Annotated in this window: 14 protein-coding genes and 1 riboswitch; of the genes, 10 read left to right on the top strand and 4 right to left on the bottom strand. The window is 34.0% G+C overall.

What is annotated here, in order from left to right:
- Position 1 precedes the first annotated feature (1 nt).
- Complete coding sequence (locus C1H58_RS05855; RefSeq protein WP_082165720.1) at positions 2 to 490, bottom strand: sigma-70 family RNA polymerase sigma factor; 489 nt, start codon at positions 488 to 490, stop codon at positions 2 to 4.
- Positions 491 to 694: 204 nt separating this feature from the next.
- On the opposite strand from C1H58_RS05855, the gene C1H58_RS05850 reads away from it, so the two are divergent.
- Positions 695 to 916 (top strand): hypothetical protein, encoded by a 222-nt coding sequence (locus C1H58_RS05850; protein WP_016425399.1) that lies wholly within the window; start codon positions 695 to 697, stop codon positions 914 to 916.
- 156 nt (positions 917 to 1,072) lie between these two features.
- A complete protein-coding gene (gene sagB / locus C1H58_RS05845) occupies positions 1,073 to 1,936 on the top strand; it encodes a peptidoglycan release complex glucosaminidase SagB (protein ID WP_165545623.1) in 864 nt (287 codons plus the stop codon).
- A gap of 320 nt (positions 1,937 to 2,256) precedes the next feature.
- Here sagB and C1H58_RS05840 read toward each other — a convergent pair whose 3' ends face one another.
- On the bottom strand, positions 2,257 to 3,144 hold the full coding sequence (locus C1H58_RS05840) for an osmoprotectant ABC transporter substrate-binding protein (protein ID WP_165545640.1): 888 nt from the start codon (positions 3,142 to 3,144) through the stop codon (positions 2,257 to 2,259).
- 224 nt (positions 3,145 to 3,368) lie between these two features.
- Here C1H58_RS05840 and C1H58_RS05835 point away from each other — a divergent pair, with 224 nt between their 5' ends.
- From C1H58_RS05835 to ribH, 5 genes are all read left to right on the top strand, one after another.
- A complete protein-coding gene (locus C1H58_RS05835; protein WP_165545622.1) occupies positions 3,369 to 4,934 on the top strand; it encodes an FAD/NAD(P)-binding protein in 1,566 nt (521 codons plus the stop codon).
- Between the two features lie 266 nt (positions 4,935 to 5,200).
- A riboswitch (FMN riboswitch) is annotated at positions 5,201 to 5,333 on the top strand.
- A 140-nt stretch (positions 5,334 to 5,473) separates the two neighbouring features.
- Positions 5,474 to 6,520, top strand: a complete 1,047-nt coding sequence (gene ribD / locus C1H58_RS05830; RefSeq protein WP_165545621.1) for a bifunctional diaminohydroxyphosphoribosylaminopyrimidine deaminase/5-amino-6-(5-phosphoribosylamino)uracil reductase RibD — start codon at positions 5,474 to 5,476, stop codon at positions 6,518 to 6,520.
- Between the two features lie 4 nt (positions 6,521 to 6,524).
- Positions 6,525 to 7,154, top strand: a complete 630-nt coding sequence (locus tag C1H58_RS05825; RefSeq protein WP_050330632.1) for a riboflavin synthase — start codon at positions 6,525 to 6,527, stop codon at positions 7,152 to 7,154.
- A 14-nt stretch (positions 7,155 to 7,168) separates the two neighbouring features.
- Positions 7,169 to 8,350: a 3,4-dihydroxy-2-butanone-4-phosphate synthase gene (ribB, locus tag C1H58_RS05820; protein ID WP_165545620.1), complete on the top strand. Its 1,182-nt coding sequence runs from the start codon at positions 7,169 to 7,171 to the stop codon at positions 8,348 to 8,350.
- Positions 8,351 to 8,368: 18 nt separating this feature from the next.
- Positions 8,369 to 8,827, top strand: coding sequence for a 6,7-dimethyl-8-ribityllumazine synthase (gene ribH / locus C1H58_RS05815; protein ID WP_050345483.1), 459 nt, complete (start codon positions 8,369 to 8,371; stop codon positions 8,825 to 8,827).
- A 204-nt stretch (positions 8,828 to 9,031) separates the two neighbouring features.
- Here ribH and C1H58_RS05810 read toward each other — a convergent pair whose 3' ends face one another.
- Positions 9,032 to 10,015: a proline dehydrogenase family protein gene (locus tag C1H58_RS05810; RefSeq protein ID WP_165545619.1), complete on the bottom strand. Its 984-nt coding sequence runs from the start codon at positions 10,013 to 10,015 to the stop codon at positions 9,032 to 9,034.
- A gap of 156 nt (positions 10,016 to 10,171) precedes the next feature.
- The gene (locus tag C1H58_RS05805) at positions 10,172 to 10,309 is read right to left on the bottom strand and encodes a hypothetical protein (protein WP_165545618.1); all 138 of its coding nucleotides are present in this window, start codon (positions 10,307 to 10,309) and stop codon (positions 10,172 to 10,174) included.
- A 217-nt stretch (positions 10,310 to 10,526) separates the two neighbouring features.
- Between C1H58_RS05805 and C1H58_RS05800 the strand changes: the two genes are divergently transcribed.
- The 3 genes from C1H58_RS05800 to C1H58_RS05790 all read left to right on the top strand — a co-directional run bounded on the left by C1H58_RS05800 (position 10,527) and on the right by C1H58_RS05790 (position 12,996).
- Positions 10,527 to 10,859: a hypothetical protein gene (locus tag C1H58_RS05800; RefSeq protein WP_050330636.1), complete on the top strand. Its 333-nt coding sequence runs from the start codon at positions 10,527 to 10,529 to the stop codon at positions 10,857 to 10,859.
- A 202-nt stretch (positions 10,860 to 11,061) separates the two neighbouring features.
- On the top strand, positions 11,062 to 11,886 hold the full coding sequence (locus tag C1H58_RS05795) for an alpha/beta fold hydrolase (RefSeq protein WP_060829741.1): 825 nt from the start codon (positions 11,062 to 11,064) through the stop codon (positions 11,884 to 11,886).
- Positions 11,887 to 12,042: 156 nt separating this feature from the next.
- Positions 12,043 to 12,996, top strand: a complete 954-nt coding sequence (locus C1H58_RS05790; protein WP_165545617.1) for an L-lactate dehydrogenase — start codon at positions 12,043 to 12,045, stop codon at positions 12,994 to 12,996.
- The last annotated feature ends 322 nt before the right edge of the window (positions 12,997 to 13,318 follow it).

Genomic DNA, 13,318 nt, shown 5'->3' with positions numbered 1-13,318 from the left:
GTTAAAATCCTTTCTTAATATCGTCATATGTGAGAACTTGTTTCAAGTGTTTCAAAGCATGCGTCTTGTATTTCCTTATTGTTGTCGGAGAACGTTGCATCAACTGTTGAATTTCTTTTTGTCGATAGCCTTGTAAATAGTAACGGAACCATTGCTGTTCTGGAGGTTTTAATGCTTTTGTTAAATCACTTAACAACAAATGAGTGGTATTTAGAGATGTTGTTCGTAGCTCTATTTGCTTCACTTCTAGAGGTAAGGGTGTGGGCTGTTGAGATGATTGACGTAATAAATCAATAAGATAGAATTGTAAGTGATAGGTGATATATTTTTTGAAGCATTGATTAAAGGAAGGATCATACTTTAAAGATAGAGACCATAATTTGATTAATAAAAGTTGAAAATACTCATCATAATTATAATCAATATGATACTTGTGCAGTAAAAAATGGATTAACTTATAATATTGGACATAAAGTGTATTAAATTGCATGGACATGACTCCTCAATAATGAATGAACTGACCGGTCATTTCCTTTGTAACACAGCTAAAAGATTGAGGCATTTCACGATTTGTGCTATTTTATGTTTAATACAAGTTTTATCAATGACAAATAGGTTTAGAATCTTTGTATATTTGTTGTTGAATGCATTTTAATGACATTTAATTTATAAGTTAACATTCGAGGAGGAAATTATGGACTACGATCATTTAAATTTAGAGCATTTTTTTGCACGCAATGATGATTTAGATGTTATTCGAGATCGTTCAGAATTTGTAATGATTAACAATATGACAAAACAAATGATGTATCGAGATGGCGAAGTAGAAGGTACGATTGATCTCGCACGTTATTATTATAAAAACCGCTCTCAAGCTGCAAGTTTCATTATGATGGATTATCATCGCGATGAATAGTAATGAAGAACTTTACATATTCATTACTATTTTTTTATGAATGTGTAACAACGAGGGTATCTCGTTGTATAGATGCATTGAAGGTGGTAAAATTTGAATTCAAGCGGATAAAATAAATATATGAATTAAAATGAAACATTCTGAAGAGGTGTGTTTATGAGAAAGCACAAAAATGGCTCGATAATTGCTGTAATAGCGTCTTTTATTATTTTTGTTATTGCAGGTTTTTTCTTTTTTAGCATGATTAAAGATCAAATCTTTTTTAAATATGTTAATCAAGTAGAGCAGGTTGAGAAACTAGATGTAACACTTGATAAGGCAGCGAAGAAACAAATTGATAACTATACTAGTCAACAAGTTTCAAATAAAAATCATACGAATTGGCGTGACGCATCTGATTCAGAAATTCGCGATGCGATGGATAGTTCGGTGTTTATGGACGACAAGAGACAGAAGTATCAATTTTTAAATTTGTCGAAATATCAAGGTATTGATAAAAATAGAATTAAAAGAATGTTGAGAAATCATCCAACATTATTGGCACATACGGATGATTTTTTAAATGCTGCTAAAGAAAAACAAGTGAATGAAGTTTACTTAATTTCACACGCATTGTTAGAGACTGGCTCGGTTATGTCAGAGCTGTCGAATGGTGTCGAAATTGACGGTAAAAAGTATTATAATTTTTACGGTGTTGGGGCACTCGATGAAGACCCGATTAAAACGGGCGCTAAATATGCGAAGAAAAAAGGCTGGGATACGCCAGAAAAAGCGATTTATGGTGGCGCAGAATTTATCCACGATCATTACTTATCAAACCCAAATCAGAATACGTTATACAGTATGAGATGGAATCCTAAAAATCCTGGAGAACATCAATATGCAACAGATATTAATTGGGCGAAAAGTAACGCCGTCATTATGGCAGATTTTTACAAAGATATGAAAACAGAAGGTAAATATTTTAACTGGTATGTTTATAAAGATGACAAAAAACATCAAGATGGTAAAAATTACTAGTTTATAGAGAATTACAGAATATACGATTATCAATACAATAAAGCGGAACAGAACGCGAACACTTATGTGTAGGTTTCTGTTCCGCTTTATTATGTGCTATCTCTAGGAAGAAAGTGTATGTGAGTTTCAAAGTTGCTTTATATATGTGTTTATATGGTCGATGTCCCATTATTCCGCTTTGTTACGACGCCCTAATAAAAAAAAGAATGCAATTGTTAAAATGAGCACTTTACCTATTTTTTTAATCAAAATCAATCACCTCACGCTATTATAAGTTTGTTCAATTTCATTTTCCGTTTAGTTATTAAACATTGGCGTAATTAATGTTCAAAATAATGATGGGCTTTTAAAAAATCTTCTGCGACGACAGCAGGCTCTTTTCCTTCTCCATCAGCCTCATAATTCAATTTTTGCATTTGTTTCGTATTGATTTTACCCGATAAATCTTTTAAAGACTTTTTCAGTTCAGGATGTGTTTTTAAAATTTGATCCGTTGCAACGACACTAGCGTCATAAGGCGGGAAGAAGTGTTTATCATCTTTCAAAACAACAAGATCATAGGCTGAAATTCGACCATCAGTAGTATATCCTAATGCAACATCCAATTTTTTATTTTTTAAAGCATCGTACACTAAACCAATTTGCATCGGCCGGATTGTATCAAAATCAAAGCCATATGCTTTTGTAAAAGCAGGGTATCCATCACCGGCACGTTTAATCCAAGTACTATCTGTCCCTAAACGCAGTTCATCGCTATGTTTTTTTAAATCTGATACATTTTTTAGATGATACTTACGCGCTGTTTCTTTAGTGACCATAAATGCAAATGTATTTTCAAATCCATAAGAGTCAAACCAAGTTTGATGGAAACGTTTTTCAAATTCTTTTTGTGTAATCGCCATTGCTTTTTTAGGGTTTTTGATTGGATCCATTTCTAATGCACCGACAAGATCCGTACCCGTATAACGAGTCGAAGAAATATTTCCATCTCCGTTGATTAAAGCATTATGTTGAATCGTACTAGAGCCCAAATTATTAATGATTGCGGGTTTGATTTTTCCTTTTGTATCATGCTCGATTTTAAGGCGGACCATGTGAGCCATAATTTGTGATTCACTTGTTGATAGAGCCGTAATTTTTACACTATCTTTTGAAGTTCCACCTAAACCGGGAAGTGAACAACCAGACAAAATAATCAAACTTAACATAAATAAAGCCAATTTTTTATACACGATGACAAAGCCTCCGAATATTAATATCATACTTCAATTAAACAAAAAGGGTAAAAATATCTTGTGAGATTATTATACCATAGTAATTTTTTTATTGTTCTTTATCACAATTGGATATAAAAATAACGTTTTTTCATTATTTCTTATTATTAAGGGTATAATGAATTTGAGTGAGATACTTAAAATAAGGATGATGCAAGATGAGAGTAGCCATTATAGGAATGGGCACAGCAGGTGTGAGTGTGCTCAGACAATTAGTTAAATATAAGCATTTTAAGAAAATTCAATTAGATATTTATGATAACGAGGAAAATATGGGACAAGGCAAGCCCTTTCAAAATGATAGTGAGGATTTGCTCATCAATGTACCAGTTGATATGTTGTCATTGAATATAGATAATATTTTAGAATTTAGAGAATGGTATAACGAACAAGATACTTTTAATTACGGTGATGCGGACTACTTACCGCGTTATGTATTTGGTCATTACATGAAAAGCTATTTAGAACAATTTGATCATGAATTCGACAATGTAAATGTAATTAAAAAAGAAGTTAAACATATGTATATTGAAGAGCAAGCCAATGAAATTATTCCTAAGCGAATCATTGTATGTACCGATGATGAAGTGGAATCTTGTAAAGACTATGACTATGTGTTTTTTACAATTGGTACGATGTCATATCACGATCCATACCAACTCAAAGGTCAAAAAGGGTATATTCAAGCGCCTTACCCGGCTAATCAAACACTGTCAGAAGTTAAAAAAGATGACACAATCGCCATAATCGGTACGGGTCTGGCAAGTTTAGACGTCATTCGATATACATTGTCTCATCATCAGAAAAAGCCTATTATTATGGCGAGTCGCGGTGGTAAGTTGCCAAGTGTCCGGGGTGAGATGCAAACGATTGAATTCAAATATCTTACACTTGAAAATTTTGACCAGTTAAAAGCAGAAAATATGGGTGTGGTTCCATTAGAAGATGCGGTGGAATTATTTAAAAAAGAATGTGAAGCGCGAGAGATTCCACTTCAAAAACTACTTAAACGTCGAAAGTATGATGCGATCCGTGATTTAAATTATGACTTGAATCACCCTGAAGAATTAGGGGCTTTGCAGAGTGTGTTTGAGGCATTAAAAGAAAATATGGATTGGATTTGGAACAGTTTGAGTCGTGAAGGTCAAACACAATTTATATCTAAGTACCATAGATATTTAAAAGAAAATACAAATCCGATGCCGAGAGAAACAGCTTTATTGTTGATTGACGCAATTAAAGCTGGTGATTTAGAAATATTATCCGGACTCGAAAATGTACGCCAATATTATGGTAAATACCGACTTGCCTTTAAAAATAAAGAGGATGAATTAAAAGTGGATATTGTCATCAATGCTACGGGTCCGAAAAAACATTTGAGTCAGTTAGATGATGATGATGCCTTATTGTTGGATGTTGCGAATCGAGAAATTATACAACCGCATCCAATGGGAGGAATTCAAATTGTACCGTCGACAAATGAAGTGATTAGTCCATTGTATGGTACATTGCGCAATTTAAGAGCAATTGGTCAAATTACCAATGGTGTCAATTTTGAGCGCAACGGTGTCACAATGATTGTTCAACAAGCAGTAAGAGCTGTCGACAATTTATATGACACCTATAAAGCTAAAAAAGCACTTGATAAAGAGAAAAAGAAAGCACAGAAAAAGGCGCAAAAAAAGAAAAAAGATAAAAAGAAGAAAAAGAAAAAGAAAAAATAAGTTGTCCAACTTAAAAGATGACAATATGATTCGTCTGTTTTGTAAAGAAGATTGTGTCTACTTTCTTCAAAGAGTCAATATGATTGTTATACATTGGCAGGGCATAGTTTTAAAAAGGCATATTATTATGTAATAATGATTTTTATAGAATAAGTTTAATTCCTGATTTTATATTCAAACAATTGTAAAATTTAAAAAGTTACGGTAATATAGACGCATGGGCTTTGACAGTCCATGCGTATCTTTTATACTCAATACAATTTCATATATTCTTTCGGGGCTGGGTGAAATTCCCAACCGGCAGTAAATTAAAGCCTGCGACCCATATTGCAAAGCGATATGGCTGATCTAGTGAGAATCTAGAGCCGACAGTTAAAGTCTGGATGGGAGGAAGAATAGGTATGGCAATTTCACAAAGTATTGTGAAGCTTATTTGTCGTACCAAATGATATATGAATCCGACTGTCTTTAAAGAGATAGCGATTTCTAATTCCCACTACTCGATTTTAAACGAGTGGTTTTTTTATTGAGGTGAAAGATTGGAAAATTATTTAGAACAAGCAATACAACTCGCACAAATGGTCAACGGCCAAACAGGAACGAATCCTCCTGTAGGCGCTGTTGTTGTTAAAAACGGTAGAATCATTGGATTAGGCGCACATTTGAGAAAAGGCGACAAACATGCTGAAATTCAAGCCATTGATATGGCTGGTGAAGCAAATGTAAAAGATGCATCGATTTATGTATCATTAGAGCCTTGTTCTCATTATGGAAGTACACCGCCTTGTGCCAAAAGAATCATCGACACAGGGATTAAAAAGGTGGTATACGCAGCTAAAGACATCACTTTAGATACAGCGGGTCACCAAATGATGGTGGAAGCGGGTATTGATGTAGAATACCGTCCGATGAAACAAGCCTTGGATTTATATGCTGACTTTTTCAAAAGTAAATCAGAGGGACGACCTATTGTAACTGTCAAAGTCAGTGCAAGTTTAGATGGCAAACAAGCTACAGATCTTGAAGAGAGTCAGTGGATTACTTCAAAAACTGTGAAGCAAGATGTTTTTAATTTGAGGCATAATCATGATGCTATTATTACTGGTAATGGGACGCTTCGCAAAGATAATCCAAGTTTGACAACGCGTATCGAAGATGGACATCATCCGGCAAAGGTCATTCTTTCGCGTTCTGGTGACGTAAATTGGAATGCGCAACTCTTTAAAGATGAAACGACACCGATTTATATTTATACCGAAAACCATAGTTTAACATCGACAGAAGACCATATTCATATTATTAAAGCGAATCAATTAAATGTTGATTTTATATTAAAAGATTTATTTCAAAAAGGTTTCGGTCGGATACTTGTTGAAGCCGGACCGAACGTGACATCACAATTTTTAGCGTCACTTGATGTGACAAACTTCATCCTATATTTAGCCCCGAAAATCATAGGTGGTCAAGGTAAATATCAATTTTATCAAACAAATGATGTAATGCCTTTAGACCAACTACCACAATTTGAAATTGTACACAGTGAAATAATAGATACCGACATGAAATTACGAATGAAGAGGAAGTGAATCCATGTTCACAGGTATCGTTGAAGAAATAGGTACAATTGAAAAAATTCAAAAGCAAAATCCCACAACTGAACTGACTATACAGTGTCAACATATATTAACGGATATGCATATTGGTGATTCTATAAGTGTCAACGGCACGTGCTTAACGGTAACAACTTTTAATGCACACAGTTTTTCAGTGGAAGTTATTTTAGGTACTGAAAATAAAACATATCTTGCTGAACTTAAGACAGGAGATAAAGTCAATCTTGAGCGCGCGTTATTAGCAACTGGCCGCTTAGGAGGTCACTTTGTGCAAGGCCATGTAGACGGGAAAGGTCGTATCAAACAAATTCAATCATCACAAAATGAATGGATTTATACGATTGAAGCACCTACTCATTTAATGGAACAAATGATTTCACAAGGCTCTATTGCTGTTGACGGTATCAGTTTAACGATTTTTAAAAAGCACCCTCATGCTTTTGACATTCATTTAATTCCAGAAACAAGAAAATCTACAACTTTATCTACGAAGAAACAAGGAGATCCTGTTCATTTAGAGACGGACATGTTATTTAAATATGTCCAATCGATAACAACACAAAAATCAGACTTATCAATGGAAGATTTGCTGAAAGCAGGATTTTAATGGAGGCGTAAGTAATGAAATTAGATACAATTGATGAAGCGCTCAGAGCTTTAAAAAATGGAGAAATGATTATTGTTGTAGACGATGAAGATCGTGAAAATGAAGGCGACCTCGTTGCTATAACGGAGTGGATGCACGATGACACCATTAATTTTATGACTAAACATGGAAGAGGACTTATATGTGCACCTATCACAAAAGAAATCGCTGAAAAAGCAGGATTGGATGGAATGGTTAAACACAATAATGATCCGCACGGCACTGCTTTTACACAAAGTATTGACCATATTCAATCGACCACTGGGATTAGCGCTTATGAAAGGATGCATACTGCGCGTGCTTTAATCGATGAACAAATGGACCAATATACCTTTAATCAACCGGGCCATTTATTTCCGTTGATTGCAAAAAAGCATGGTGTTTTAGAACGTCGTGGTCATACAGAAGCCACAACTGATTTAGCACGGTTAACAGGTGCCACACCTGCAGGATTAATTTGTGAAATTATGAATGAAGATGGAACAATGGCTAAAGGCCCGCAACTTGACCAGTTCAAAGAGATGCATCAATTGAAAATGATTTCTATTGAGGATCTTGTTGGATACATTAAAGTGAATCGCAAAATCATAACTGAGCAAGCGAAAGTTAAGTTACCTACGCGATTTGGTACTTTTGATATGTATGGATTTACTTCTAATATAGATGGTACCGAACATTTAGCTATTGTTAAGGGTGAAATTCACCCAACGATGAATGTACGTATTCATTCTGCTTGTGCTACAGGAGATATTTTTCATAGTGCACGCTGTGATTGTGGAGATCAACTTGAAGCAGCAATGGCCTATATTGAACAACATGGTGGTATGATTTTATACTTACCCCAAGAAGGTAGAGGCATTGGCTTAATGAATAAATTAAAAGCGTATGAACTGATTGAGCAAGGCTATAATACGGTTTCCGCTAATGAAGCGTTAGGTTTTGAACCAGATTTAAGGGAATACGATATCGCTGCACAGATGCTAAGACACTTTAATGTAGATCATGTGCATTTATTGAGTAATAATCCAGAAAAATTTCATGGATTAAAACGCTATGGGATTCAAATTGGTAAGAGAATTCCACTCATAGCTGAAGAAAATGAACACAATCATGATTATATGCATGTCAAAAAAACACAAATGGGGCATATGATTTAAATATAGGAGGTACAAAAAATGAAATTTGAAGGTCAACTTATAGGTAAAGGTTTAAAAATAGGAATTGTCGTAAGTCGCTTTAATGATTTTATCACTGGTCGCTTAGTTGAAGGTGCGCTTGATGCTTTAAAACGCCACCAAGTCGAAGCTGACGATATTGATATTGCTTATGTACCGGGGGCATTTGAACTTCCAATTGTGGCCAAAAAAATGGCACAAACTCAAAAATATGATGCGGTAATTACGCTTGGCTGCGTGATTCGCGGTGCAACATCTCATTATGATTATGTTTGTAATGAGGCTGCTAAAGGCATAGCTAAAGCGGGAGATGATACAGGTATTCCTGTAATATTTGGTGTTTTAACAACTGAAAATATTGAGCAAGCAATTGAACGTGCAGGTACAAAAGCAGGTAACAAAGGTGCAGAAGTTGCAGTAGGCGCAATAGAAATGGCTAACTTACTGAAACAGTTTTAATGAAATATAGTTCGCGTGTTTCAATTTCGTAGCGATTACAAATTTTTTATAATTGAAAATGATAATTTGGAGTGGTGCTAAGACACGATATCAATATAGGCGACCACACCGTTTTGTTAACGTGATATCAATAAATAGAAGCCACAACAGCTATGATTAAGGCATGTTGTGGCTTGTTAAAATTGACATGAGCGTCAAACAATTTTACTTATTTTTTAATAGCTTAAATAATGTTCCGACTGCGAGTCCAATTGCCCCTATAGAGAGTAGGGCTTTTGGTTTAACAAATTCTTTGAAGGCTAATGTTAGGTTTTGAGGTCTTTCTGCTAATCGTCGCATAAAGTAACCAAACCAATCATCACCATAAGGGACATAAATCGTAAAATTATATCCTTCCTTTGCAATCGCCTCTGCTAAATCGCTTCTAAATCCATACAACATTTGAAATTCGAATTGAGATTTATCAATATGATTGTCCTCAACAAATTTTTTAACATGGTTAATTATTTTGTGATCATGAGTAGCAATTGAAGTGAAACTTTTAGAATTTAACAATCTTTTTTCGATAAGTCGAATATAATTTTGATCAATTTCTTCCTTAGTTTGATAGGCGATATGTGGTGATTCTTTATAGGCACCTTTTACTAGGCGTAAGCGGAGTTCAGGATATTTATCGATGAGTACATCTGCTTTAAATAAGTAAGCTTGAATCACTGTTCCAATATTTGAATAATTAGATTTTAATCGATCTAAAGTTTGTGTAATATCGAAAAGGCTATCATACTTTTCTGTATCGATGTTAATATGCATATGATCATAGCTACTTGCTTTCGAAACAATTTCTTCAATGTTTTCAAAACATAAGGCACGATTAAATTCACTACCTAACTGGCTGAGCTTAACCGACATATGCGCGTTGAGTTGATTTTCGTGAATCGCATCCATAACTTTTAATATATTTTCTTTAGCTGCAATTGCATCTCGCTCATTATTTACAAACTCACCCAGATTATCGACTGTTGCTGCGATATTTTTGTCGTTTAATTTCTTAATCGTAGTGACAACCTCTTCTATCGTATTACCAGCAACAACTCTATTTGCACCTAATGAAGGTCCTACAGTTTTTGCTAATGAATTTAAATAAGCATTGTTTGATAGTGTAATAAAAAAGTTTTTGATTAAGCTCATTTTAATTCCTCCCATATCCTTTGTTCATTGTCATAATGATAGTGTATCATGAACAGATAATGGAAGAAAACGTTTTCATAATACATAATTACAATTTTAGCGCGTATTTTTCTTTTAGAACTATGAATATTTAAATTTTTTATTTGTTTCTTGTGGCTAAGATGGTAAATTTTGTGAAGCGGTGAGTGGTGGTTTCTGTAAATCAGTATCAATCGGTTCTTGTGCTAGTGCTAAAAAGAGGGGCATCATAAGCAAAAACAATAAACTAATCACACATTTAACGATGATTTTCATTAACGACACCTTCAATTTAAATTTATTTTCAACTAAAACGTATCATACGATTATCAAGTAGGTGTGAATATGTTGTAAAGATGTGCTTTAAAAAGTAAACAGCGTCAAATATTAACGTAATGTAAAGTCCACAATTGAAACTTTACGATATCTTAAAATTTCAATCGGTATGTGCATGTTAAAATAAGAGTGAAATCTTTTTAAGGGAGATTATGACATGTTTAGAGATATGGCATTTTATATATTTGGGACGCAGTTAGATACGTTTGTACAGTACTTTGTTTTTGAACTTATTATTTTAGTTCTGATTGGATTAATTGTGGGGGTGCTTACACACCGAATGTGGCTAGTAGCTGTTGTAATTATAGGATTAAATCTTATTGATGCTGGCATTATAGCGCATTTTAATGTTTCTCAAGGAGATGGCTCACTGGTTGGTCAATTTTTCTTAATGTTAGTCGCAAAATTTTTTCCAACTTTTTATGAATTACTTTTAGCAATTTTATTATTACGTTTACCATTCATACGTAAAACTTTTAAATTATCTTAACGATGGAAAGAGCGACATCATAGTAAATATTTAAAGTCACACGCGCTTTTTTTTATATTCATCAGTGACTCATATCAACAGGATAGAAAATTTACGTCTCATGTAGATTTCTATCCTGTTTTTATGATTTCCTTTTTATTCGCAAACACGAATAAAATCACGCTATAATAAAAAAAAGAACGTAAAGGAAGGGTAATGTTGTATGTGGAAATGGGAAACAGATAGTAAAGCTAAAGGCGTCATCGTTATTGTTCATAATATGTTAGAACATACAGGAAGATACGCCTATGTCATTACACATTTAAAGCGTAATGGTTATCATGTGATTATGGGCGATTTACCTGGGCAAGGACAAACGTCACGTATGAATAAGGGGCAAATCGAAAGCTTTGAAATCTATCAAGAACGGGTACTTGAGTGGATTGAAATTGCAGAAGCGTATCATCTTCCTACATTTATTATTGGGGTCGGATTAGGTGGACTCATTTGTGTCAATCTATTAGAAAAAGTGCAACTTGATATTGAAGGATTGATTTTAATTTCCCCATTAATGGCTTTTCATAATAGTAATAAGACACGTAAAAATTTCTTAACAGCGAACATAGGTGATGTCTCTAAAAGTGCAAAATTTGATCTCGGTTTTCAAGTAACTGATTTGACTCGAAATCCTGAAGTTCAAGAGGAAACATTAAATGATGCAATGATGTTAAAGAAAGTAAGCTACCATTGGTACAAAGAAGTTATCAGAACAATGAAAGAAACTGCGGATCATATGGATCAATTCATGCGCATTCCGATGTGCGTCATGTATGGTACAGAAGATGTGATTTCAGATACAAAAGTAACTTATCAATTTGTGAATAATCTCAGTTACGATGAACTTTATTTTAAAGCGTGGGAAGGTTTAGCGCATGAAATTCATAATGAGCCTGAACGCGAAGCCGTTATGCGTTATATCCTTAGCTTTTTAAATAATAAAGTTTTTACAGCAGGATATTTAATCGATGACGAAAATAGTATTAAGTAATTATTTTAAACATTTTACATACAATGGAAAATAATTTCTCTTTGCATTACTAAAAATTTTTATTGAAATATTGTGATAAACATGGTAGATTATATGTGAAAAGAATCACAAATATTGTGATGAATATAAATTTGCAAAATAGGAGCGTGTTTTTCAATGGGAAAAAACAGTAACAAAGTCGTATTAGTTGGTAATGGCGCAGTTGGCGCGAGTTATGCATTTACAATGGTAAGTCAAGGCGTCGCTGATGAATTAGTCATTATCGACATTAATAAAGACAAAGTACTTGGTGATGTACTTGATTTAAATCACGGCGCGCCTTATGCTGAATCACCTGTAAAAGTTAAAGCAGGTGAATATAGCGATTGTGGTGACGCTGATCTTATTGTGATTTGCGCAGGTGCTCCACAAAAAGTCGGTGAAACACGATTAGACCTTGTAGAGAAAAATGCTAAAATTTATAAAGATATTATCACTTCCATTATGGACAGTGGTTTCGATGGTATTTTCCTTATTGCTGCTAATCCTGTTGATATTTTAACTTATGTAACGCTTAGATATTCTGGTTTACCTAAGCATAGAGTCATCGGTTCAGGCACAATTTTAGATACTGCACGCTTTAAACATTTAATTAGTGAAGCTTTTGACGTAGCGCCAAGCAGTGTTCATGCGAATATTATTGGTGAGCACGGTGATTCTGAAGTTCCAGTATGGTCAAGTGCAACAATTGCAGGTGTTTCAATTTATGATGAATTGAAAAAGGATCCTTCAAAATCACATCTAATTGAAGATATTTACGTACAAACACGTGATGCTGCATACGATATTATCAAAGCAAAAGGTGCAACATATTATGGTGTAGCTATGGGATTAATGCACATTTCAAAAGCAATATTGAGAAATCAAAATACAGTCTTAACTGTATCAAGCTACCTAGAAGGTGAGTACGGACATAGTGGTGTGTATACAGGTGTGCCAACAGTGATTAACGGTGAAGGTGCAACACGCATCGTTGAAACACCTTTAAATGAAGAAGAAAAAGAAAAATTTGAAAAATCAGTTAATATCTTAAAAAATATGCAACAATCTATAGAACATCTTTTTGATTAATCAAGACTAAATATTAAACAGACTCGGACATGAGTTCTCAGTCTCCAAAGAAAGCACCCCAAAAATCATTTAAGCGATTTTTGAGGTGCTTTCTTATTTTGTATATCCAACACGTCATAGACACCGGGAAATTATTTATGCACATCTAAAAGCATGTTGGGCTATGACATATTTAATTTACATTTATATTCATCTATGATATTTTCGGTTTGATAGAAATCATAGAAAGTTAACCAGAAACCTAGAAATGTCAGTCGGTATTTTAAGATTTAAAATTAATTTATTACCAATAAATCAAACTTTTATACATTATGATTGAATT

Source organism: Staphylococcus sp. 191 (genome assembly GCF_011174885.1).
Lineage (GTDB): Bacteria > Bacillota > Bacilli > Staphylococcales > Staphylococcaceae > Staphylococcus > Staphylococcus coagulans.
This window is presented reverse-complemented; position numbering and strand designations above follow the sequence as displayed.

Coding starts and splice junctions, on each gene's coding strand:
- C1H58_RS05855 (WP_082165720.1), bottom strand. CDS start 490: ATGCAATTTAATACACTTTATGTCCAATATTATAAGTTAATCCATTTT.
- C1H58_RS05850 (WP_016425399.1), top strand. CDS start 695: ATGGACTACGATCATTTAAATTTAGAGCATTTTTTTGCACGCAATGAT.
- sagB (WP_165545623.1), top strand. CDS start 1,073: ATGAGAAAGCACAAAAATGGCTCGATAATTGCTGTAATAGCGTCTTTT.
- C1H58_RS05840 (WP_165545640.1), bottom strand. CDS start 3,144: ATGTTAAGTTTGATTATTTTGTCTGGTTGTTCACTTCCCGGTTTAGGT.
- C1H58_RS05835 (WP_165545622.1), top strand. CDS start 3,369: ATGAGAGTAGCCATTATAGGAATGGGCACAGCAGGTGTGAGTGTGCTC.
- C1H58_RS05825 (WP_050330632.1), top strand. CDS start 6,525: ATGTTCACAGGTATCGTTGAAGAAATAGGTACAATTGAAAAAATTCAA.
- ribB (WP_165545620.1), top strand. CDS start 7,169: ATGAAATTAGATACAATTGATGAAGCGCTCAGAGCTTTAAAAAATGGA.
- ribH (WP_050345483.1), top strand. CDS start 8,369: ATGAAATTTGAAGGTCAACTTATAGGTAAAGGTTTAAAAATAGGAATT.
- C1H58_RS05810 (WP_165545619.1), bottom strand. CDS start 10,015: ATGAGCTTAATCAAAAACTTTTTTATTACACTATCAAACAATGCTTAT.
- C1H58_RS05805 (WP_165545618.1), bottom strand. CDS start 10,309: ATGAAAATCATCGTTAAATGTGTGATTAGTTTATTGTTTTTGCTTATG.
- C1H58_RS05800 (WP_050330636.1), top strand. CDS start 10,527: ATGTTTAGAGATATGGCATTTTATATATTTGGGACGCAGTTAGATACG.
- C1H58_RS05795 (WP_060829741.1), top strand. CDS start 11,062: ATGTGGAAATGGGAAACAGATAGTAAAGCTAAAGGCGTCATCGTTATT.
- C1H58_RS05790 (WP_165545617.1), top strand. CDS start 12,043: ATGGGAAAAAACAGTAACAAAGTCGTATTAGTTGGTAATGGCGCAGTT.